This window comes from Sagittula sp. S175 (genome assembly GCF_049800975.1).
Taxonomy (GTDB): domain Bacteria; phylum Pseudomonadota; class Alphaproteobacteria; order Rhodobacterales; family Rhodobacteraceae; genus Sagittula.
On record NZ_JBNAGB010000023.1, the window covers coordinates 65,605 to 86,577 of the forward strand.

Genomic DNA, 20,973 nt, shown 5'->3' on the forward strand with positions numbered 1-20,973 from the left:
TGACCGGCAGCCTGAGCCTAATCCCTGTCTCGCGTTGTGGAATGCGCCCAGACGTGTCGTCGTACAAGCGCCTCCCTGGGCAAAGGGCGCCCACACTCGACCATCCAAAGTGTTGCAGATACCTTGTCGGCGGTGCGGAACGCCAAGCCGAAACCCAAAAAGGCAAGTAAAGCGGACAGACCCACCCCTAGAGGTGCGGCTTGCGCCAGCAACGCCGCAGTTCCTGATAGGATCACAGCAAGCCAAACATCTGCTTCGGCCCGCATGCGCGTGGCAACCAAAGCCGGTGTCAGGTCCTTGTCCCCCCATGGACGCCCCAGAAGGAAACTCTCGATGTGCTCCTGGCGCCGCTGCGCATTGCGGTAGCTTTGAGGCAAGACGTCCCGGTCCAAAAGGTCATTTGCAATATTGTCATCCAGCCAGCAAATACGGATCAGAGCCAGAAAACCAAGCACACCGGCGAACGATGGTGTCAGGTTCATCGCGCCAAAGGCACCGGCGGCAATCGCCAATGCGCCGGAAACTACGCACAGAACAAATGACAGATCGGGATCCTCTGGCATCGGCCTCTCCTTGGTTGCGCATTCAGGCTGGCACACAAGGTTTAAGAGCAGGTTGTCATTCCAAATGGCGCTGTTGCACAAATCGGCTGTTGCCCTCAGTTCCCCTTTCCCCGGACACAGTTATCCCAAGGCCAAGGTGACCGGGATGCCGTGGGCCGCGAAGTGGTTCATGACACCTGCCCGGATTTGGATTTCGGCAACCTTGCGGTCCCAAGCGCGCCATTGGTTCAAGCGCATTGGCGAACGGACATCAGCCTTTGTGCGAGCAGCGTCACGCAATTCGATTTGGTCTCCGCCATACTTGCGCGTGCACCATTCGCCTTCGATCTGGACGCCGGTACTGTTCCCGAGCAGAAGCAGCGCCCTCTTTGAAGCGCGATACGGGATCGCCACCTTCGAGGTCTTCTGGCCCCTCTCGTCATGATCTCGCAGACGCGCCTGCCGCGCAGCGGACGTGACAGGATGCTGAAGTCCGGCACGGACCAGCCGAGCCCGGACAGTTCGAACAATCCGAGCAGGCTCGCCACGAAACCGCGCGCCATTGCCTTCGGATCAATTCCTGATCCTCCTATCGGCCATAGGCCTTCCCACGATGGCGATTGGGCGCACCCCAACAAGGAGACGCGCCTAACAAGGTCGCTGACGCTTAACTCAACAGGATATCCGCCGCCCGCTCGCCGATGACGACACAAGGAGCCATGGTGTTGCCTGTCGTCACCCGCGGCATGATCGAGGCATCGACGATGGTCAGCCCCTCGACCCCGTAAACCGACAGACGCGCATCCACCACGGCCCCGTCATCCTGCCCCATCCGGCAGGTGCAGCTTTCGTGGAAGTACGTCCCTGCCGCGTTCTTGGCAAAATTGCGCAGATCATCCTCTGACATCTGCCCCGGCATCACCTCGCGCTTCACGAACTCCGACATCGCCGCCGAATTGCCGATCTCGCGGCACTTCTCGATCGACCGCATGACCGCCGTCACGTCGTCTTCATGGGACAGGAACTGCGCATCCACCTTCGCCATCGCCTTGGGATCACTCGATTCCAGGTAGACCCGACCGCGCGACTTCGGCCGTACCAGCCCGGGCGAAATCGTCCACGCCCCCGCCGGAGGCGCGAACTGCGGACCCGTCACCTCGGTCGCATAGGGCACCTCGATCTGGAACGGCTGCGTGTCCGGCCCATCCAGATCCGGCGCGGATTTCCAGAAATAGGTGGCCTCCGCCAGGGAATTCTTCGGCGCCTGCGGCTCGTTGTATTCCCAGATGCAGCCCGCCACCAGCACGTGATCCTGAAAGCCCTGACCCACGCCGGGCCGATCCACAGCCGTTTCCAATCCCAGACGATCCAGCTCACCCTTCGGCCCGATCCCCGACAGCATCAGGATCTTCGGCGTGTTGATCGCCCCCGCCGACAGCACGACGCGCCCGGCCTTGACCGTCTGCACCGCGCCGTCCTTCTCGAATTCCACGCCGGTGACGCGCTTGCCATCCATCGTCAGGCGATGCACCTAGGCCCCGGTCAGCAGCGTGATGTTACCCTGCTTCAGCACCGGGTACAGGTAGGCCTGCGGCACGTTCAGCCGCCGCCCGTCGCGGATGCGCACATTGGCCAGCGCGGCACCGCCCTCGCCCTCCATTATGACACCGTTCATGTCGTCATAGGCCTTGATGCCCACCGACTCGCAGGCCTTCAGCATCGCGGGCGCAATCGGATTGGGGTCCTGCACCTGCTCGACGTAGACGCGCCCGCCCGTGCCGCGCCGATCCGCATCCGGCGTGCCCTGCCAGTCCTCGATCCGCTTGTAGATCTCCAGCACCGAGGCATAGTTCCACGCGTCGTCGCCCGCCTCGGCGGCCCACATGTCGAAATCGTTCTTGTGATCGCGCGCCCAGATCTGCACGTTGATCGACGACCCGCCGCCGACCACCTTGCCCATGGGCAGGATCAGCTGCCGCCCGTTCACGCTGTCCGCCGCATCCGCCGTATAACCCCAGTCGCGCTCGGACCGCGGGTTGGTCGGCCACATACCCGGGTTCAGCACGGCCTCCACCTGGTCGGTGCCACCGGCCTCCAGCAGCAGTACCTAAGCGCCCGAATCCGCCAGCCGACCGGCCACCACAGCCCCCGAGGACCCGGAACCCACGACGACGAAATCATAGGACTCCTGCATCTCTCGCGCGTTGTACAGTTGCGTGATCGCCGCGTCGCCGCCCTCCTGCGCCATGGCCTTGACCGCCATCATCGACGCCCCGCTGGCCAAGGCCAGCTGCATGAATCGCCGCCGCCCGATCCGCCCGCGATACAGCGCGGCTTCCAAAGCATTCAGGATATCGCCCGCCGCCAGCGGGTTGTTTGCATTCAGATACATGGTCCCTCCCTGACCCGCGCGGCCCGAGGCTCCTCCCCACGGATCTACACGATGTGCAATATTGTGCATCACGAGGCAAAGGTTCGGCCCCATACCCGCTCAGATCAAGGATTCCGCGCACATGAATGCATAAGACCAAGGTCGCATGCACCGCCTGCCGCTTCTTCTTGGCGCAAATATCTCCGGGGGAGTCGCTCAGCAGGGGCGACGGGGGCAGCGCCCCCAACGGCCCGGGCGCAAGCCCGGGTAAAACAGGAATGCCCCGCAGCCTGCTGCGGGGCATTGCCATGGGATCAGCAAAGGGATCAGCGAACCTCAGTTCGATGCGGTTTCGGCCGTGCCGACCTGCCAAAAGAACGTCTCGCCCGAGCTGTCGTCCACGCCGTCATTGTCGGTCGATGCCCAGATCGTGCCGTCCTGCATGATCGCCAGGCCTTCGACCTTGTCGACCACGTAGCCACCCTGTGCCGCCAGCGCCGGGATCAGGTCCGCCACCTCTTCCTTCGACACCACCGGCAGGTCACCGCCAAGCGCCGCAGGCACCATCTCCGAGGCCGGGATGCGGTACACCTTCTTGGTCACCGCTTCCGCGCCGATCTGGTTGTCCCGCTCGATCACGTAGACCCAGTCTCCAAAGGCTACGATCTCGGACAGCCCGACCCAGCCCTTCTCCGGTGCCGCCTTCTCGTAGCGCACCGCGCCCCATTCCTCGGTCTCGATGTTGTAGGCCACCAACTTCACGGTGTTCTTCGGATCGTCCTTCCACTCGCGCTGCACGGCCACCCACAGGGTGTCACCAATCTTGGTGATCCCCTCGAAGCCAAAGCGCGTCTCCACCGACATCAGCTCCGTTGGCAGGCCGATCTCCTTGTCGATCACACCGTCTGCGCCCACGTGGTACAGCGCATGCGGCACCACCCGGTCGGTGCGCCCTTCCGAGGCCACCCAGAAACCGCCCTCGCCGTCCAGCGTGATGCCTTCCATGTCCAGCTTCTGCGCCGGGTTGCCATCGGCGCGCAGCACCGGCAGGGCCGCCACGATCCGCGCCGGGGTCTGCGACGGGTCGATGGTAAAGATCGTCGGCTGATAGCCGTAAAAGCTGTCGTTGACCGCGTGGATCAACCCGCCATCCGCCACCATGCCGGAAACCGCGCCCCAGCCAATCAGCTGATCCGCGCCTTCCGAGGTCAGCTGCGGATAGGCCGCCGGGGCATCCTGCAACTCATAGATCGACACATGCGCCCGCGCGCCGCCGTCCTCGATCAGGTCCGCCTCGTTCGCCGTCACGAACAGGCCGCGCTCCGGGATGGCAATCGCCCCCTCCGGCGCGATCCCCGACGGCAGAAGCTGCGTGAACGCCGGGGCTGCCGGATTGCTGACGTCGTAGACCGACACGGTGGACGACCGCTCGCCCAGGACAAAGGCATAGGGCGTGCCGCCGATCACTGCGAATTCCATGCCTTCCGGCTCCACGCCCTTCGCGTCGGACCGCTTGTCCGGGTAGTGCCCCGCCTGGATCATCGCCGTCTCGAAATCCGACCCGGATTCCCAAACCAGATCACCGTTCTTGTTGAACACCGTAATGGAGCGCGAGCCGCCGTCCATGTCGCCCTCGTTGGCGATCATGAAATTGTCATCGTTGATCCACTGCACACCGTCCGGTTCGCGCAGGCGACCGGGCTGAGCATCGACGAACCGCAGAGCGCCGCGCTCGTCCTTCGTGTCGATGCGCTTCAGGTCCACCGCGCCCGCCGAAAAGTGGTTCATAACGGTGCCATCGGCCCCGATCACCACCATGTGGTTGTTCTCCTGCAAGGTCACCACGACCTCGCCCAGCGCGTTCACGTCGACAAATTCCGGCTCCGGGTCCTCCGGCGCGATCTCCGCCAGCCCGGTCACGTCGATCACCTGCACGTCGCAGTTCATCGCGCCGTCCTCGATGAGGACCTTCGACACCCAGCCCGCCGGCATCTGCCCCACGCGCCCGTCGCCCAGGTCCTCGTCCCGCTCATTCTCGATCGCCACGACGACAAAGGTCCCTGCCTCGTCATGCGCCGTCGAATCCGGCTGGCCACCCAGGTCACAGCTCTCGCCGATCTCACCCGACAGCAGGTCGACCTCCACCAGCTTGCCCGACGGCTGCGTATACGACTCCGATGTGTTCACCGCCACGTAAGCCGTGTTCCCCAACACCGTGACCGAGGTCGGCTCGCCGCCCACATCGGTGTTCCCCAGCGCCTTGGGCGCCTTCGGGTCGGTGATGTCGATGCGCCCCACCACGCCCAGCGGGCTGTCTGTGTAGACCAGCGTCATACCGTCCGCCGACGCCGCGATGATCTCGGCCGAGGTCTCGCGCCCCCGGTCCTCGCCCTCGGCCATGTTCAGCGGCGTGGCAAACGACGCGATCCGGTTGAAATTCATCTCCGCCGAAGCGGTCCCGGCGGCCAGCGCCAGCGCACTCGTCAAACAGATATGGCGAAAGGTCATGTCACGGTTCCCTGTCCTTGGTCTCCGCCAGCCTTTGCGCGGCGCTTGTAACACCGGCGTGTCGGTTCTGTGACAGGCGCGCGAAGATGCTCTCAGCCAATCTCAGGGATGATCCGCCGCAAGGATCGCGTCCCGCACCGCTTTAGGGATGCGCCCGACATAGACCCGCCCCGGAAACGAGGCACCTTCGAACCGCGCCCCCTCCTTGAAAGCCGCATCGGCGAAACTGCTGTCGCCGTCAAAGTTGGCCCCTGTGAAATCCGGCTGCGTGGCAAAGAGCGCACCATCGAACCCGCATCCGTCCTCGAAACGGCACCCCTCGAGCCGACACGCCGCATCAAAGCCGGTGGCATGGAAATGCCCGTGCCCAAGGAACCGCGCAAAGGAAAACAGCGCATCCCCCCCAAATCCCGAAACGGCAAAACTGGTCACACCATGGAACTCCGCCTCGCGAAAATCCGCCCTGTCAAACCGCGCGGCAGAGAAATCGGAAAAGGGACCAAAGACGCATTTCCCGGCCTCCAACGGCGCCCTCAGCCGTGCAGCGCACAGGTTCAAGCCCAGCGGAAACACCTGTCCGCCGATATCCAGCGGCTCGGTGACCTCCATCTCCCGCAGACTGTGGACGCCCAGCAGCAACACATCGGCCAGCGCCATCCCTGGCGTGTAGGCATCCAGTTCAGGAGCCCCGTTCACCAACCAGCTGTTCGCGGTGACCTGTTGCATGGGCGCGCCGGGCCGAACCCCGGCGATCTCCGGGTCACTCAGGAAGGCCTGCGCCACCGCGTGCAACTCCCTCACGTGATCCGCCAGACCTGCTCTCGGGCTACTCAGCAAAGCCAGCGTCGCCGCGCTGCGCGCCGGGATGAACCGTCTCAGCCAGTCCTGCGTCTCGACGTTGCCGCCCTGGTCCGGCGCGCTTACGTTCCACTTGCGGGCCTCGATCAGGGCGCGCCGCTCCTCCCAAAAGGGCTTGGCCCAAGAGTTGAGGGCAATGAGGCTGTCGAAAACAGGAGCATCAGGATCAAATGTCATGCACAGGACCTAGCCGTCCCTCGAACCCGGTCAACGGGACGGTGGGCGGGGCGATGCGCGCCAGCGCGAGCGCCGTCCCCGCCCGCTCCATCACTGCATCAGGCTCTCCGCCAGCCGCATCAGGGTAATCGCCTCGCTGCGATAGCCATATGGGTCCGCCCCCTTCGACGCCTGCGCCAGGGCGATCGCATCGCCCATCGACCAATCCCCGATCAGCGTCGACCCTTTCAAAAGCTGCCCAAACCCGGCGATCGCCACCGCCCAATCCGCCTGCGCCAATGGCCCGGCATCCGCCAAGATCGGCGCCTCGATCAACTGGCTCTCCGCCTCACCCGGCGCCTTGTACCGCAACCGCAGAAAGCCCAACTCGTCGCTCTCCACCGCCGCAGCCTCCGCAGACGGGGACACCTCGGCGGCATAACGCAACGGATCCGTCATCCGCGCGTCCGACCCCACCGGCGTAATCTCGTACAGCGCCGTCACCTGGTGTCCCGCGCCGATCTCGCCCGCATCCACCTTGTCGTTGTTGAAATCCTCACGCCGCAGCGCCCGCGTCTCGTAGCCGATCAGCCGATACTCTGCGACCAGCGCCGGGTTCCACTCCACCTGGATCTTCACGTCATCCGCGATGGGCACCAAGGCCCCGGTCAACTGGTCCACCAGCACCTTCTGCGCCTCGGCCAGCGTGTCGATATAGGCCGCCATCCCGTTGCCGTTCTGCGCCAGCGCCTGCATCGTCGCATCATCCAGATTGCCGCGCCCGAACCCCAGAACCGACAGATAGGTCCCACTGTCCCGCTGCGCCGCGATGTAATCCTTCAGCTTGCCCGGCTCGGAAATCCCCACGTTAAAATCCCCGTCCGTCGCAAGGATCACGCGGGCAACCGCGCCGTCGCGCTTCATCTCCGCCGCCGTGGCATAGGCCTGCTGCAGCCCCGCCTGCCCCGCCGTGCTGCCCCCCGCCTCAAGCCGATCCAGCGCGGCAAGGATCGTCTGCCGCTCGCTCGCCGGTGTCGGCTCCAGCACCCGCCCCGCCGATCCGGCATAGGTCACGATGGACACCCGGTCCTCCGCCCCCAACTGCCCCAGCATCAGGCGAAAGCTCTGCTTCAACAGCGGCAGCTTGTTGGCGTCTTGCATCGACCCCGAGGTATCCACCAAGAACACCAGGTTCATCGCGGGCCGCTCGGCAGGCATCGCCCCCTGCAGCCCGATCTGCACCAACTGCGTCCCCGCCCGCCACGGGCTGTCGCTCACGCCCACTTGGGTGGCAAAGGGCATCCCCCCCTCCGGCGCCGGATAGTCGTACGAGAAATAGTTCACCATCTCCTCGATCCGCACTGCGTCCTTCGGCGGCAGCGTCCCGGCAGTCAGCGAATTGCGCAGGATCGACCAGGACGCCGTGTCCACGTCGATGGAAAAGGTCGACACAGGCGACTCCGCCGTAACCTTGACTGGATTGTCTTCCGCCTCGGGAAAGGCCTCCGTGTCCGCCTCCGGAACCGGCAAAGGCTCCGGACGAAACTCCTCATTCCGCTGAGCAGTCGGGGCGATCGCCCCCAGTTCGCGCGCCCTCGCCGCATCCCCGGCCCGCATCTTCGGCGCAGGCATCGCCCGGGTGAACACCCCTCTGGGCGCGGGAGCAGGCGCATCCGCAGCCATCGGCGCCTCTGCCTCCTCCACGACGATCTCCGGCGTGGCCATGTTCGGCGCAACGACAACCTCAGGCTTCGCCGCCTGCTCGCTCAGTCCACCATTCAGCGCATCCTCCAGCGCCCCCGGCCCACGGGTCAGCACAGGCACCACGGCAATCAGCGCCACCGCCGCCAGCGCGGTCGTGGCCGCCAGCACGGCGCGGGTATTGTTGGCAATCAGCATCTTGAGTCCTCCAATCAGGCCCCTCGGGCCGGTTACAGAACTCAGACGCGCCTCCTCTCCAATTCCTTGGCGACTTTCCTGCAAACGGTCGAAATTCTTCATCGCAAGGGCAATCGCCTCAGCCTTCCGCGCGGGATAAGGCGCGGGCGGCTGGCCCATCATGGCCTTCAGATCGTCCAGATCATCCGTCATCGCACCTCTCCCGCCTCGGCGTCCTTCACCGCGCGCAACCGCTTTTTCGCCTCGGAAATCCGCCAGCTGACGGTCCCTTCGGACACCCCCAGCACCGCGCCCGCCTCCGCATGGCTCACCCCGTCCAGCACCAACGCCAAAGTCTCGCGCAGTTCCACCGACAGCCCCGCCATGGCCTCCGTCAGCCAGTCGCGCCGCACCGCCTCCTCGGCCAGCATGGCCAGACGCCCCTGCTCCCAGTCGCCCCAGCCCTCGGCGGCCTTTGTGCGCACAGCCTGCCGCCGGAACCGGTCCCGCGCCGCGTTCACCACGATCCGGTACAGCCAGGTGGTCAAGGCCCCCTCGCCGCGCCACCCCCGCAGCTTCACCGGCAGCGCCGCGCAGATGTCCTGCGCCAGGTCCTCCGCCTCGACACAGCTCCCCGTCACCCGCACCGCATAGGCAAAGACACGGTCATAGACCCGCTCCACCAGCAGGCCGAATGCCTCGCGGTCGCCATCGGCGGCGGCCCGGGCCAAGGGGTCGAGGTCCACGCTCATACGCATCTTGTCCCTTGGACGCGGCCCGGACCGCAATCCTTGGAAACCCTACCCGAAAAAATCCATCCCAAACCAAGGAGCACCCCGCCCGCCCCTTCTTTGGTTTCGCAAATACCTCGGAGAGCGCGAGAGGCAGCGCCTCTCGCACCCTCGCCCGGGCGAGGGTCACCCCAGCCGCACGCGATCCCCGGCAAGGACAAAGCGCAGCAACGCACCCGCCCGCTCACCTTCATCGGTCAGCACCACGTCCCGCCCCACGGCGCGTCCCAAGACCGCCATGAACCCCGCCACGAGGTCCAAAGCCGCCTGCCCCCTGACCTCCCTCGGGTCCAGGTCCATCTCGATCTCACCCTCGTCAAACCCGTGACAGTTCACCACGACGCCGCCTAGATCGACACCAAGCACCCGCGCCGCGCCCGGGTCCAGCAACGCCTCGACAGCCTCCGGCACCGGGGCCGCAACGCCGTCAACGGTATAGGACAACGGCCAGCGCCGCAGCGCGTCCAGAGCCCTCTGCCAGTTCGCCAAATCGGTCCCGAAGACCACGATATCGCGCAGGCTTCCGTCAGCCCGAAACGCCGCGGCCACATCCGCCCAACGCAGATCGCCCATTCACAGCCCCAGCAGGGTCTCGACAATGGCGCTGTAGGGCTCCCCCAGCGGCTCGATGACGTTGAAATGATGGTGCCCCGGCACGATGGTCACATGCGCCCCCCAGGCATCGTGCAGCCAGTTCGCCTGATCGATGAACGCGGGCCGTTCGCTCCCCCCAACCCAGACAGACACCTTCGCCCGCGGCGCAGGCAGCAAGATCGGGCTCTCTGCCTCCGCCTCGGCCATATCCAGACGCAAATCCGCATTCATCGCCGTCTGCATCAGGGGCCGCAGATCGGAAAGCGGAGAGATCGGCATCACGTCCACCACCCGCGCCTCGACCGCTTCGGGCAGTACGCCCGGCACGGCGATCCGCGCCACAAGGTGCCCGCCCGCCGAATGACCCGCCAGCCGGATCGGCCCGTCCACCTCACGCGCCGCAAAGCAAACCGCCGCCGCCACCTGCCGCGTGATCTCGGAAATGCGCACCGCCGGGCACAGGTCATAGGACGGCATCGCCACCGCCCAGCCCCGCGCCCGCGCGCCCTCGGCCAGGTCCGACCAGTCCTTGCGGTCGAACCGCCGCCAGTAGCCACCGTGGACAAAGACCACCAACCCCTTGGGCGGTCCGTCATGCGACTCGCCGGGCAGGAACAGGTCCAGCTTCTCTCGCTCCCCCGCGCCATAGGACAGGTCCAGCCGCGCCAGCCCAAGTTCCGCCAGCTGCGCCCGGTAACGCGCCGCCGCCTTCGCCCAGCGCGCGGGGTACTCCGCCGCGCCCTCGATATAGGCCCCGTTCTCGTAGGCGTCGGTCAGGTCCATCCCCATCTCCACTTTGCTTCTGTACTTTGGTCGCTCTAGATGGTCAGGCTACGCCCAACATTGCGGAGTGAACACCATGCTGGACCAATCGACCGACCTCAAGAGCCTGCTCAAGGACCCGAGCCTTCTGGAACCCCGCGCCTACATCAACGGCGAGTTCATCGAGACAGGCAATACCTTCGACGTGACCAACCCGGCCCGCGGCGACGTCATCGCGCAGATGACCGACCTGTCCCGCGAAGACGTGGCAAAGGCCATCGACGCCGCCTACACCGCGCAAAAGGACTGGGCGACCTGGACCGGCAAGGAACGCGCCGCCGTGATGCGCAAGTGGTTCGACCTGATGATGGCCAACCAGGAAGACCTCGCCATCATCATGACCGCCGAGCAGGGCAAACCCCTGTCCGAATCGCGCGGTGAAATCGCCTATGGCGCGGGCTTCATCGAGTTCTTCGGCGAGGAGGCAAAGCGCATCTACGGCGAAACCATCCCCGGCCACCAGCGCGACAAGCGCATCATGGTGATGAAGCAGCCCATCGGCGTCGCGGCCTCGATCACGCCGTGGAACTTCCCCAACGCCATGATCGCGCGCAAGGCCGCGCCCGCACTGGCCGCAGGCTGCGCCTTCGTCGGCCGCCCCGCCGCAGAAACGCCGCTGTCGGCCACAGCCATGGCCGTCCTCGCCCACCGCGCGGGAATCCCGGCGGGCGTGCTTAACATCGTCACCTCCTCGCGCTCCTCCGACGTGGGCAAGGAATTCTGCGAGAACCCGAAGGTCCGCAAGCTGACCTTCACCGGCTCGACCGAGGTGGGTCGCATCCTGCTGAAACAGGCCGCCGACCAGGTCATGAAATGCTCGATGGAGCTGGGCGGCAACGCGCCCTTCATCGTCTTTGACGACGCCGACATCGACGCCGCCGTCCAAGGCGCGATCATGTGCAAGTTCCGCAACAACGGCCAGACCTGTGTCTGCGCCAACCGCATCTACGTGCAGGCGGGCATCTACGACACATTCGCCGCGAAACTGAAGGACGCGGTGGAAAAGATGAAAGTCGGCGACGGCCTTGAAGAGGGCACCGAGCTCGGCCCGCTCATCAATTCCGACGCCATCGACAAGGTGCAGGAACACATCAAGGACGCCACTGCCAAGGGCGCGACCGTGATCCTCGGCGATGGCAAGCCCATGGACCGCGCGGGCCACTTCCTGCCGCCGACCATCGTCACCGGCGTCACGCAGGACATGGCCGTGGCGACCGACGAAACCTTCGGCCCCCTCGCGCCGCTGTTCAAGTTCGACACCGTCGACGATGTGATCGAGATGGCCAACGATACCATCTTCGGCCTCGCGTCGTACTTCTACGCCAAGGACCTCTCCCGCGTGTACAAGGTCGCCGAGGCGCTGGAATACGGCATCGTCGGCGTGAACACCGGCATCATCTCGACCGAGGTCGCCCCCTTCGGCGGCGTGAAGCAATCCGGCCTTGGCCGCGAAGGCAGCCATCACGGCATCGAGGACTACCTCGAGATGAAGTACGTCTGCCTGAGCGTCTGACGCAACCGGGAGCGCGGCATGGGACCCATCGGAATTGTCTCGACGGCGTTCTTCGCCGCGCTCCTCTCTATCGGCGTGTTCTACGTTACCCGGAACCTGTGGCGTCCGCTGGCACGCGCAGCCCTGCCCTTTCTGGGCGTCTGGCTCTGCCTTGTCCTCCCGGGCATCTTCGCCGCCCGCGCGTGGAACGAACTGTCCGGCTCCGGCCTGCGCGGCTTCGTCATCGCGTTCGGCCTGGCGGCAATCCCCGTAGCGGTGGGCTGCATGACCCTCATCGAAGGGCACCTCGCCCGCCGCGGCCTCAGCCCCAAGGTCATAGACCTGGCCGTCCTCTGCTGCATTGCCTTGGTGTCGTTCAGCCCCGCAGCCCCTGACGTGACCAACGACCTGACCCCTTTCGACATGCGCCTTGGAACACTGTCCGCACTGATCGTCTCTGCATGCTGGTTCGGATGGAAAATGCGCGCCCGTTTCACACGCTCAAGGCACTCCAATGCCTAAGCGTTTCAGTCCCGAACGCTTCGACCTTCTGGCCGCCGGTTCCGAAGAGGACGGGCAGGACATCGACCTGCCCGCGTGCCTCGCCGCCGCCCACACGGGCAACGGCTCCCCCTGGCTTGCCGCGGCACAGGCCGACGAACTGGCCCGCTACGCCCTCAAACAAGGCGAAGGCATAAGCCTCATGGAGGCCGCCGCCCGCATGTTCCGCGAGCCGCCGCGTGACATCGGCTGGGAAATCCTCGGCAACGACCGCGATGGCTACAACTGGGAGGACCACCGCGACCCCCATCTCGCCTACCGCGTCTTCCTCGCCAAACTGCGCAAGGCGCGCCTCGACGGGGTGCAACTGCTGTACAAACTCTGGTTCCAGCCCGGTGGCCGCTGACCCGCGCGTCGCAAGGCTCTACCTGCCGAACCACAAGCACGTGCAGCTGTCGCGCGGCAAGGGCGGCATCGCCCGCCTGATCCGCGACGTGCTGACCGGACAGGGCTTCGACGTCTCGCTGCACCGCAACACCGACGCGGACCTCGACGCCGCGCAGCACCTGCCCGGCTACAACGTGGTCCGCATGGTTGCACCACCGAAGCCCGGCGACGTCACCTACCGCCGCACCTACTTCCCCCGCTTCTGGCGCATCGAGACCCGCGCCGAACGCTGGCTCTGGCCAGTCGCCAAGGCGAAATTCGACCCGACCACCATCAACCCGGCAAAGGCCGCCCGCCTCGCCGCCAACCTCCGCGCCCGCCACGCCCCCGACACGCCGGCAGACGAGGATTTCATCCTCGCCCCGCTTCAGGGCCGCCTGTCCGAACACCGCAGCTTTCAGACCATGTCACCCCTCGCGATGCTCGACTCCCTCCTGCAACACGACAACCGCCCCATCCACGCCACCCTGCACCCGCGCGAAACCTACTCAGACGAGGACCGCGCCGCCCTCGCTGCCCTCGCAGAGCAACACCCGCGCCTCACCGTCACCACCGGCGGCACCGACGCCCTGCTGCCCCGGTGCAGCTACGTCGCCACCCAGAATTCCTCCGTCGCCATGACCGGCTTCCTGCTGCACAAGCCCGCCGTCCTCTTCGCCCGATCCGACTTCCACCACATCACCGCCAACGTGCACGACCTCGGCCCCGCCGAGGCAATCAGACGCGCCCCTGACCTGCGCCCGGATTTCGACGCCTACCTCTGGTGGTTCCTGCGCGACAACGCCATCGACGACACCCGCCCCGACGCCCCCGCCCGCGTCGCCTGCGCCCTCTCCGCCGCAGGCTGGCCCATCTTCTCGGACTGACCCTGCTTCTTCTTGGTCCAAGTACCTCCGGGGTCGCCATTGCGCGACATTGGTTCAAGCTCAATTGCGACGGGCGGAGCCCCGGCGCCCTCCTCCACGCACCCCCTTGCGTGAATCAGCAAACCACAGCATCAACAGCACATCGGCGATGGCGTCGCCGATCCTGTCTCTTCCTGTCCTGTACGCCGGGACTTTCTTTGCCAGCGCGGTGAGGGAAGGCCCAAGCGCCCCCAAGCCGCCGACAGGAGCCCCAAATGACCCGTCCCCAGACCTACCGCTTCCACCAGGGCGACCGCATCCTGCCCTTCGCCGCCGACGAATACGACGCGCGCCTCAAGGGCCTGCGCGCCATCATGGCCGACCACGGTGTCGACGCCTGCGTCTTCACCTCGATGCACAACATCGCCTACTACTCGGGCTTCCTCTACTGCTCCTTCGGGCGGCCCTACGGACTCGTCGTGACGCCGACAGACAGCGTCACCATCAGCGCGGGTATCGACGCCGGCCAGCCGTGGCGGCGCTGCCACGGCGACAACATCACCTACACCGACTGGGAACGGAACAATTACTGGCGCGCCGTCCTCTCCGTCACCGGCCCCGGCAAGTCCATCGGCTTCGAAGGCGACCACCTGACGCTGGCGCAATCCGCGCTGCTGGAAGAGTTCCTGAAACCCGCCCGCCGCACCGACATCGCCCCCGCCACCATGCGCCAGCGCATGATGAAATCCCCCGCCGAGATCGACCTGATCCGCGCGGGCGCCGCCGTGGCCGACGTGGGCGGCTATGCCATCCATGACGCCATCAAGCCCGGCCTGCGCGAGATCGACATCGCCATGGCAGGCCGCGACGCGATGGAGTTGGAGATCGCCAAACGCTACCCCGACGCCGAATACCGCGACACCTGGGTCTGGTTCCAGTCAGGCATCAACACCGACGGCGCGCATAACCCCGTCACGGGCCGCGTGCTGGAACGCGGCGATATCCTGTCGCTGAACTGCTTCCCGATGATCTCGGGCTACTACACCGCGCTGGAACGCACGCTGTTTGTCGGCGAGGTCGACGACGCCTCCCGCAAAATCTGGGAGGCCAACGTCGCCGCACACGAACTGGGCATCTCGCTGCTGAAACCCGGCAAATCCTGCGCCGAGATCACCCACGCGGTGAACGACTTCTTCGCCGAGCGCGACCTGCTGCAATACCGCACCTTCGGCTACGGCCACTCCTTCGGCGTGCTCAGCCATTACTACGGCCGCGAGGCAGGGCTGGAACTGCGCGAGGACATCGACACCGTTCTGGAACCCGGCATGGTCATCTCGATGGAGCCGATGCTCACCATCGCAGACGGCCAGCCCGGTGCAGGCGGCTACCGCGAACACGACATCCTCGTCATCACCGAGGACGGCAACGAAAACATCACCGGCTACCCCTACGGCCCCGCCTTCAACGTAGTGGGCTAAACGGGCTGCCGCATGCCACCCTTGGGAGCGCGTCGTCGCGCTCCCTGTTTTGTTTGGGCCGTAGCGTTGCCGACAGTCATACGGTTCTGACATAGCGACAAGCCCCGCCGAGCCTGACCTGCGAGCCGCACGACCTTGTCCGCCAAGATCATTCCCGGCCGTGGCCTGCATCACGTGCAAAACCCGCGCCGATCCGTCGAAAGTGACCGCCAGCGGTGATCTGTCTGAACCAAAAAGGAGGACCCTGACCATTGGCCAAGGTCCCCCTCTCACCCACGTGCTCCCTACGCACCACACGTGAAACCGGATTTGGACCTGACCGTTCTAGCCAGTTGTTGAAACAACCCTAGCGGCAATTCCTGTACCACGCAATTTCTTAGTCCCGGCAATTTTCCACAAAACCCACAAGCCGTACCGGGAAATGAAAATGCCGCCGGACGGATCCGGCGGCATCCCAGTCAGGTGCTAGCAGGCTCAGCCGTAGACAGCTTCCTTGCCGAAATGTTTGGTGAGCATGTAATAGACCACCGCGCGATACTTGTTGCGCTCGGATTTACCATAGGTTTCGATCACCTGGTTGATGGCTTCCATCAAGTCAGGGCTGTCCGGCAGGCCCAGTTTCTTCATCAGGAAATTGGTCTTCACCGTCTCCAGTTCGCCTTCCTGGCTGGACGCAACGGTCGAGCTGTCCGCGTTGTAGATCGACGGACCGCAACCGATGGTGACCTTGGTCAGCAGGTCCATATCAGGCTCCATGCTGCACTTGTTACGCAGATCGTCAGCGTATTTCTGAATCAGCTCGTCACGCTTTCCCATGACATCAACTCCCTCACTCCGGGGCACAGCGTGCCCATTCCATTGACTGACCGCCCCCTTGCGGCCTTGGATACATGGTTAATCACAGGGCAAAGGCTGGCAAGGGAAATGCGCGCGTCGCTTTCCCCTCGGGTTGTCCTGCCGCGGGAACTGAGTTGTAAATGCGACAGCGCGGGTGGCGCCTGCGCCCGACATTGCCAGCACTCAGGAGGCCGGAATGACCGACACGCCTACCGTAAGCTTCATCAGCATGAAGGACGGCACCAAGGAGGACTACCTCCTGCTGGAGCGACTGGAAAAGCCCTTTCTCGCGCTGACAGCCGACCGCGTCCTGGACGAATTGCACCGCGCAGGCGAGGTCACACTGGAAGGCTACCGCATCACCCGCCTTCACCACGGCCTGCAAGCGGCAACACGGGCTCAGCGCGACGGCGCGGACATCGACTGGATCGTCGCAGCACTTTTGCATGACATTGGCGATGGCCTTGCGCCGCAGAACCATGACCGGATGAGCGCCGAAGTCATCCGCCCTTTCGTCCGATGGGACGTGGCCTGGGTCGTCGAACATCACGGCCTCTTCCAGATGCTCTATTACGGGCACCACTATGGATGGGATCGAAACGCCCGCGACCGCTATCGCGATCACCCGTGTTTCGACAATTGCGCCGAATTCTGCGAGCGCTGGGACCAGTCGAGCTTTGACCCGGATTACGACACACTCCCGCTCGAGCACTTCGCCCCCTTGGTCCGCGAGGTCTTTGGCCGCAAGGCCTATGACCCGGAGGTCCTGCGCGAAGGCCATGTTTCGAAACTCTGTACCTAGGAAATGCTGCGCTTTGGACCCAAACCCGTAAGTCAAAGTTAATCCACGCCGCGTATGCCTTTCGGGTCGAATTCCGGAAGGGTCGGGGGCGAATGCGCCGCTTTTTCTACATTCTCTCCGCCTCGGTCGCGGCGATGGCGCTGGGTCTCTGGCTGGGCAACGCCTTTGCGCAGGACACAGCCAACCGCGATCTGAAATCGCGCGCCGAAAACGCGGCAGAGATCTGGCTCAACCATCTGGAAGAATACGAAATATCCCTGCTGACCGTGCTCGACGGAAATCCCGCTGCAAACGCCACAATGGAGGAAATCGAACGCCTCGCACGCGCTGAGAACGTGTTTGATTTCAAGATATTCGACAAATTCGGGCGCCCTGTACTCGCGCTGACCGAAGGGGAAGACATGCGGCCCGATCGCGACACCGCCTATGATCCGATGGAAGACAGCCAGCCGCTCAACGTTTTGGCGACGGGCAGGTCCGTGACAGAGCTCGTGACGCACTCCACAAAACCCGGCTATCCGCGCCACTTTGCCGAAATCTATCGGCCCATCCTGCGTGAGGGGCGCGTGGTCGGTGTCTACGAGGTCTACATGGACATCACCCGCGCCGCCGAAGACACGCAGCAATTGTACAGGCAGGTTGTCCTTTCCGTCGGCCTGTTGATCGCGGCGCTGATGCTGATCCCTTTCGCGGTCGGCCTGGTCTTCTGGTTCCAGCTCAAGACAACGGCCCGCAATCTCGATCAGGCCCGCCAACAAGCGGAGGAGGCTGAAAGGATCAAATCCGCCTTTCTCGCCAACATGAGCCACGAGATCAGAACGCCAATGAACGGCGTCATCGCCATGTCCGAACTGCTGGAGCAGAGCGAACTGACGATGGAGCAGCGGTCGATGACCTCTACCATCACCTCTTCGGCCGTCGCCCTGCTCGCAATCATCAATGACATCCTCGACTTTTCAAAGATCGAGGCAGGCAAGATGACCGTCCGACCGGAACCCTTCGATCTTCTCGGATTGATAGAGGAAGTGGCGACCCTGTTTTCTCCCGCTGCCGCCGCACGGTCCGTCGAAGTATGCGTCGAAAGCGTGCTGGACCCACCCCTCTATGTCCGGGGCGATTCCGCCCGTCTCAGGCAGTGCTTGCTGAACGTGGTGGGCAACGCGGTAAAGTTCACGCCCGCTGGTCACGTCCATATCTGGCTGAACCGAACCGACGATGGCCAAATCGCGATCAAGATCACCGACACCGGCGTCGGCATCCCCGAAGACAAGCTCGACCATGTGTTCGAGGAATTCTCGCAGATCGACAACACCGACACGCGCCGTTTCGAAGGCACCGGCTTGGGGCTGGCAATCACTCTGCGCCTGGTACGACTGATGGGCGGGACAATGACGGCGCGTTCGCGCGCCGGGGCCGGTTCGGTGTTCGAGATGCGCCTGCCCATGCCTGCCGTCCCGCCGCCGCCTGCGGAACTCACGTTCTGGCGCGAGGCTCTGGCTGGCCTGGTTGGCGCGCGCGTCCTCGTGGTCGAGGATCTCGACGTCACACGATCTGCCCTGCGCACCATGCTGGCAGGCCTTGGTGCAAAGCCCGCCACCGCCCGTACCGGCCAGGATGCGCTTGACCTCTTTGAAACCTACCGCCGCCAGGGCACACCCTTCGACATCGGCCTGATCGATTGCGGTCTTCCCGATACCAGCGGCGACAAGCTCCTGCAGGCGTTGAAGGCCCGGTATGGCGATGCAACACCGCCCTTCGTGCTGATGCTGCGCGCGGACAGGGAGCTCACCAACGACGCCTTGCGCCAGATCGGCTTCATTGCTGCCCTGCGCAAACCTTTGATCCTGGAACAACTCACCCGTGTCCTCTCCGGCGCGCTTGGTCATGACCTCGACCGTCAGGACAGGTCGGACCACAGCTTGCCACAGATGTCCGCGCTGGAAGGGAAGTTCGTCCTGCTCGCCGAGGACAATGCCACAAACCAACTCGTCATTCGCAAGCTTCTCGCCCGCAGCGGCCTCCGGCTCGAGGTGGCAAGGAATGGTCAGGAGGCCGTGGATATGTACAGCCGCCTTGGTCCGGACCTCGTTCTCATGGACGTGTCCATGCCAGTCATGAACGGCTACGATGCCACGCGCCACATACGCACCATCGAGGCCCGCGGTGCCCGAAACGCCGTGCCTATCGTCGCCCTCACCGCCAATGCCATGGCAGAAGACCGGACGACCTGCATGGATGCGGGCATGTCGGATTTCCTGTCAAAGCCGGTGCGACGGGCCGAACTGCTCGCCATGCTGGCCAAATGGCTGAACGAAGAGCCCGCAGCGCGGCGCGCCTGACCTCCCTGGCCGGTGTTGCTGCGTGCGTCTGGGCTTCTGTATGTGCCCGTACTTGGCCAAAGAAGGCGCGATGTCACCGTGCCTTTCACGCGCGCGGTGTCGGCAAATGAAGCAAAACCCGCTTACCAACCCGTACTGTACGTCTTTCGCGACATGGACGGCCTGCCGCTTCCAGACATCTCTTCCAGTTGCTCGCCCCCAGAGCCCTGCCGGGTGATCCAACCCCCATCACGCGCTGAAAACTGCCATCGGAACCTCACGATCCATGGCCAAAACAAAAGGCCGAGCTTTCGCCCGGCCTTTGTATCCTTGCTGGTCAGGGCCCCTGCCCCGCCCGGCTCAGTAGCGGTAGTGTTCCGGCTTGAACGGGCCTTCCGGGGCGACGCCGATGTAGGCGGCCTGTTCCGGCGACAGTTGCGTCAGCTTCACGCCGATGCGGCCCAGGTGCAGGCGGGCGACTTTCTCGTCCAGGTGCTTCGGCAGGATGTAGACGCCCGGCTGGTACTCGGAACCCTTCGTCCACAGCTCGATCTGCGCCAGCACCTGGTTGGTGAACGACGCCGACATGACGAACGACGGGTGACCGGTGGCGTTGCCGAGGTTCAGCAGGCGGCCTTCGGACAGCAGGATGATCCGCGCGCCCGAGGGCATCTCGATCATGTCCACCTGGTCCTTGATGTTGGTCCACTTGTGGTTCTTCAGCGCCGCGACCTGGATCTCGTTGTCGAAGTGGCCGATGTTGCCGACGATGGCCATGTCCTTCATCTCGCGCATGTGCTCGATGCGGATCACGTCCTTGTTGCCGGTGGTGGTGATGAAGATGTCGGCATCCGCCACCACGTCCTCCAGCAGCACCACCTCGAAGCCGTCCATCGCCGCCTGAAGCGCGCAGATCGGGTCGGCCTCGGTGACCTTTACGCGGGCACCCGCACCGCGCAGCGAGGCGGCCGAGCCCTTGCCCACGTCGCCGTAGCCGCAGACCACGGCGACCTTGCCGGCCATCATCACGTCGGTGGCGCGGCGGATGCCGTCGACCAGCGATTCCTTGCAGCCGTACTTGTTGTCGAACTTCGACTTGGTGACCGAGTCGTTCACGTTGATCGCCGGGAAGGGCAGCTGGCCGTTCTTGTGCAGGTCGTACAGGCGGTGCACGCCGGTGGTGGTCTCTTCGGACACGCCCTGGATGTCGGCCTTGGTCTTGGTGAACCAGCCCGGGCTGGCAGCCATGCGCTTCTTGATCTGCGCCTTGATGACGGCCTCTTCCTCGGACTGGGGCACGGGCAGGATGTCCTCACCGGCCTCGGCGCGGGCGCCCAGAAGCACGTAAAGCGTCGCGTCGCCGCCATCGTCGAGGATCATGTTCGCGCCCTCGGGGAACATGAACGAGCGGTCGAGGTAATCCCAATGCTCTTCGAGGCTCTGGCCCTTGACCGCAAACACCGGCGTGCCACCCGCCGCAATCGCCGCCGCTGCGTGGTCCTGGGTCGAGAAGATGTTGCACGAGGCCCAGCGCACGTCCGCGCCCAGCGCCACCAGTGTTTCGATCAGCACGGCGGTCTGGATGGTCATGTGCAGCGAACCAACAATGCGCGCGCCCTTCAGAGGCTTGCTCTCGCCATATTCCGCCCGGCAAGCCATCAGCCCCGGCATCTCGGTCTCGGCAATGTCCAGTTCCTTCCGGCCAAAATCAGCCAGTGCAATGTCCTTAACGA

Annotated in this window: 18 protein-coding genes and 2 pseudogenes; 7 read left to right on the forward strand and 13 right to left on the reverse strand. The window is 64.7% G+C overall.

What is annotated here, in order from left to right; genetic code table 11:
• Positions 1–17 precede the first annotated feature (17 nt).
• The 11 genes and pseudogenes from ACP16H_RS21525 to ACP16H_RS21575 all read right to left on the reverse strand — a co-directional run bounded on the left by ACP16H_RS21525 (position 18) and on the right by ACP16H_RS21575 (position 10,481).
• Positions 18–563: a hypothetical protein gene (locus ACP16H_RS21525; RefSeq protein ID WP_425074288.1), complete on the reverse strand. Its 546-nt coding sequence runs from the start codon at positions 561–563 to the stop codon at positions 18–20.
• A gap of 291 nt (positions 564–854) precedes the next feature.
• A pseudogene (locus tag ACP16H_RS21530) lies at positions 855–1,096 on the reverse strand (hypothetical protein); the annotation flags it as partial.
• Positions 1,097–1,209: 113 nt separating this feature from the next.
• Positions 1,210–1,872, reverse strand: a complete 663-nt coding sequence (locus ACP16H_RS21535; protein ID WP_425074304.1) for a GMC family oxidoreductase — start codon at positions 1,870–1,872, stop codon at positions 1,210–1,212.
• Positions 1,858–2,592: pseudogene (locus ACP16H_RS21540) on the reverse strand (GMC family oxidoreductase); the annotation flags it as partial. The gene ACP16H_RS21535 and the pseudogene ACP16H_RS21540, both read right to left, overlap by 15 nt.
• Positions 2,593–2,649: 57 nt before the next feature.
• Positions 2,650–2,934, reverse strand: a complete 285-nt coding sequence (locus ACP16H_RS21545; RefSeq protein WP_425074289.1) for a hypothetical protein — start codon at positions 2,932–2,934, stop codon at positions 2,650–2,652.
• Positions 2,935–3,249: 315 nt separating this feature from the next.
• Positions 3,250–5,421, reverse strand: a complete 2,172-nt coding sequence (locus ACP16H_RS21550; RefSeq protein WP_425074290.1) for an esterase-like activity of phytase family protein — start codon at positions 5,419–5,421, stop codon at positions 3,250–3,252.
• A gap of 102 nt (positions 5,422–5,523) precedes the next feature.
• Positions 5,524–6,456, reverse strand: a complete 933-nt coding sequence (locus tag ACP16H_RS21555) for a pentapeptide repeat-containing protein (RefSeq protein WP_425074291.1) — start codon at positions 6,454–6,456, stop codon at positions 5,524–5,526.
• 90 nt (positions 6,457–6,546) lie between these two features.
• Positions 6,547–8,496, reverse strand: a complete 1,950-nt coding sequence (locus ACP16H_RS21560; protein WP_425074305.1) for a vWA domain-containing protein — start codon at positions 8,494–8,496, stop codon at positions 6,547–6,549.
• Positions 8,497–8,522: 26 nt separating this feature from the next.
• On the reverse strand, positions 8,523–9,065 hold the full coding sequence (locus ACP16H_RS21565; RefSeq protein WP_425074306.1) for an RNA polymerase sigma factor: 543 nt from the start codon (positions 9,063–9,065) through the stop codon (positions 8,523–8,525).
• A 165-nt stretch (positions 9,066–9,230) separates the two neighbouring features.
• Complete coding sequence (locus tag ACP16H_RS21570; protein WP_425074292.1) at positions 9,231–9,677, reverse strand: hypothetical protein; 447 nt, start codon at positions 9,675–9,677, stop codon at positions 9,231–9,233.
• A complete protein-coding gene (locus ACP16H_RS21575) occupies positions 9,678–10,481 on the reverse strand; it encodes an alpha/beta hydrolase (RefSeq protein ID WP_425074293.1) in 804 nt (267 codons plus the stop codon). It lies immediately after the preceding gene.
• Positions 10,482–10,557: 76 nt separating this feature from the next.
• Here ACP16H_RS21575 and ACP16H_RS21580 point away from each other — a divergent pair, with 76 nt between their 5' ends.
• From ACP16H_RS21580 to ACP16H_RS21600, 5 genes are all read left to right on the forward strand, one after another.
• Positions 10,558–12,033 carry an NAD-dependent succinate-semialdehyde dehydrogenase gene (locus ACP16H_RS21580; RefSeq protein ID WP_425074294.1) on the forward strand — a complete coding sequence of 492 codons (1,476 nt, stop codon included), beginning with the start codon at positions 10,558–10,560 and terminating at the stop codon, positions 12,031–12,033.
• Positions 12,034–12,051: 18 nt separating this feature from the next.
• Positions 12,052–12,534, forward strand: coding sequence for a hypothetical protein (locus tag ACP16H_RS21585; protein ID WP_425074295.1), 483 nt, complete (start codon positions 12,052–12,054; stop codon positions 12,532–12,534).
• A complete protein-coding gene (locus ACP16H_RS21590; protein WP_425074296.1) occupies positions 12,527–12,919 on the forward strand; it encodes a hypothetical protein in 393 nt (130 codons plus the stop codon). Before ACP16H_RS21585 ends, ACP16H_RS21590 begins: the two co-directional genes overlap by 8 nt.
• Entirely contained in the window at positions 12,909–13,826 is a 918-nt protein-coding gene (locus tag ACP16H_RS21595; protein ID WP_425074297.1) for a hypothetical protein, read from the forward strand. Before ACP16H_RS21590 ends, ACP16H_RS21595 begins: the two co-directional genes overlap by 11 nt.
• Positions 13,827–14,080: 254 nt before the next feature.
• A complete protein-coding gene (locus tag ACP16H_RS21600) occupies positions 14,081–15,283 on the forward strand; it encodes an aminopeptidase P family protein (protein WP_425074298.1) in 1,203 nt (400 codons plus the stop codon).
• A gap of 474 nt (positions 15,284–15,757) precedes the next feature.
• On the opposite strand, the gene ACP16H_RS21605 is transcribed toward ACP16H_RS21600, so the two are convergent.
• Positions 15,758–16,099, reverse strand: a complete 342-nt coding sequence (locus ACP16H_RS21605) for a DUF2853 family protein (protein WP_425074299.1) — start codon at positions 16,097–16,099, stop codon at positions 15,758–15,760.
• Positions 16,100–16,349: 250 nt separating this feature from the next.
• Here ACP16H_RS21605 and ACP16H_RS21610 point away from each other — a divergent pair, with 250 nt between their 5' ends.
• Both ACP16H_RS21610 and ACP16H_RS21615 read left to right on the forward strand, forming a co-directional pair.
• Entirely contained in the window at positions 16,350–16,922 is a 573-nt protein-coding gene (locus tag ACP16H_RS21610) for an HD domain-containing protein (protein WP_425074307.1), read from the forward strand.
• Between the two features lie 92 nt (positions 16,923–17,014).
• Positions 17,015–19,261: a response regulator gene (locus ACP16H_RS21615; RefSeq protein ID WP_425074300.1), complete on the forward strand. Its 2,247-nt coding sequence runs from the start codon at positions 17,015–17,017 to the stop codon at positions 19,259–19,261.
• Positions 19,262–19,600: 339 nt separating this feature from the next.
• Here the strand turns inward: ACP16H_RS21615 and ahcY are convergent.
• The coding region (gene ahcY, locus ACP16H_RS21620) for an adenosylhomocysteinase (protein WP_425074301.1) at positions 19,601–20,973 on the reverse strand (1,373 nt) is incomplete at its 5' end.

Excerpts from the sequence above, each read along its gene's own strand:
- ACP16H_RS21610 (WP_425074307.1), top strand. The coding sequence starts at position 16,350 with ATGAAGGACGGCACCAAGGAGGACTACCTCCTGCTGGAGCGACTGGAA.
- ACP16H_RS21615 (WP_425074300.1), top strand. The coding sequence starts at position 17,015 with ATGCGCCGCTTTTTCTACATTCTCTCCGCCTCGGTCGCGGCGATGGCG.
- ACP16H_RS21585 (WP_425074295.1), top strand. The coding sequence starts at position 12,052 with ATGGGACCCATCGGAATTGTCTCGACGGCGTTCTTCGCCGCGCTCCTC.
- ACP16H_RS21555 (WP_425074291.1), bottom strand. The coding sequence starts at position 6,456 with ATGACATTTGATCCTGATGCTCCTGTTTTCGACAGCCTCATTGCCCTC.
- ACP16H_RS21575 (WP_425074293.1), bottom strand. The coding sequence starts at position 10,481 with ATGGACCTGACCGACGCCTACGAGAACGGGGCCTATATCGAGGGCGCG.
- ACP16H_RS21525 (WP_425074288.1), bottom strand. The coding sequence starts at position 563 with ATGCCAGAGGATCCCGATCTGTCATTTGTTCTGTGCGTAGTTTCCGGC.
- ACP16H_RS21565 (WP_425074306.1), bottom strand. The coding sequence starts at position 9,065 with ATGAGCGTGGACCTCGACCCCTTGGCCCGGGCCGCCGCCGATGGCGAC.
- ACP16H_RS21600 (WP_425074298.1), top strand. The coding sequence starts at position 14,081 with ATGACCCGTCCCCAGACCTACCGCTTCCACCAGGGCGACCGCATCCTG.
- ACP16H_RS21580 (WP_425074294.1), top strand. The coding sequence starts at position 10,558 with ATGCTGGACCAATCGACCGACCTCAAGAGCCTGCTCAAGGACCCGAGC.
- ACP16H_RS21605 (WP_425074299.1), bottom strand. The coding sequence starts at position 16,099 with ATGGGAAAGCGTGACGAGCTGATTCAGAAATACGCTGACGATCTGCGT.
- ACP16H_RS21550 (WP_425074290.1), bottom strand. The coding sequence starts at position 5,421 with ATGACCTTTCGCCATATCTGTTTGACGAGTGCGCTGGCGCTGGCCGCC.
- ACP16H_RS21545 (WP_425074289.1), bottom strand. The coding sequence starts at position 2,934 with ATGTATCTGAATGCAAACAACCCGCTGGCGGCGGGCGATATCCTGAAT.
- ACP16H_RS21590 (WP_425074296.1), top strand. The coding sequence starts at position 12,527 with ATGCCTAAGCGTTTCAGTCCCGAACGCTTCGACCTTCTGGCCGCCGGT.
- ACP16H_RS21560 (WP_425074305.1), bottom strand. The coding sequence starts at position 8,496 with ATGATGGGCCAGCCGCCCGCGCCTTATCCCGCGCGGAAGGCTGAGGCG.
- ACP16H_RS21570 (WP_425074292.1), bottom strand. The coding sequence starts at position 9,677 with ATGGGCGATCTGCGTTGGGCGGATGTGGCCGCGGCGTTTCGGGCTGAC.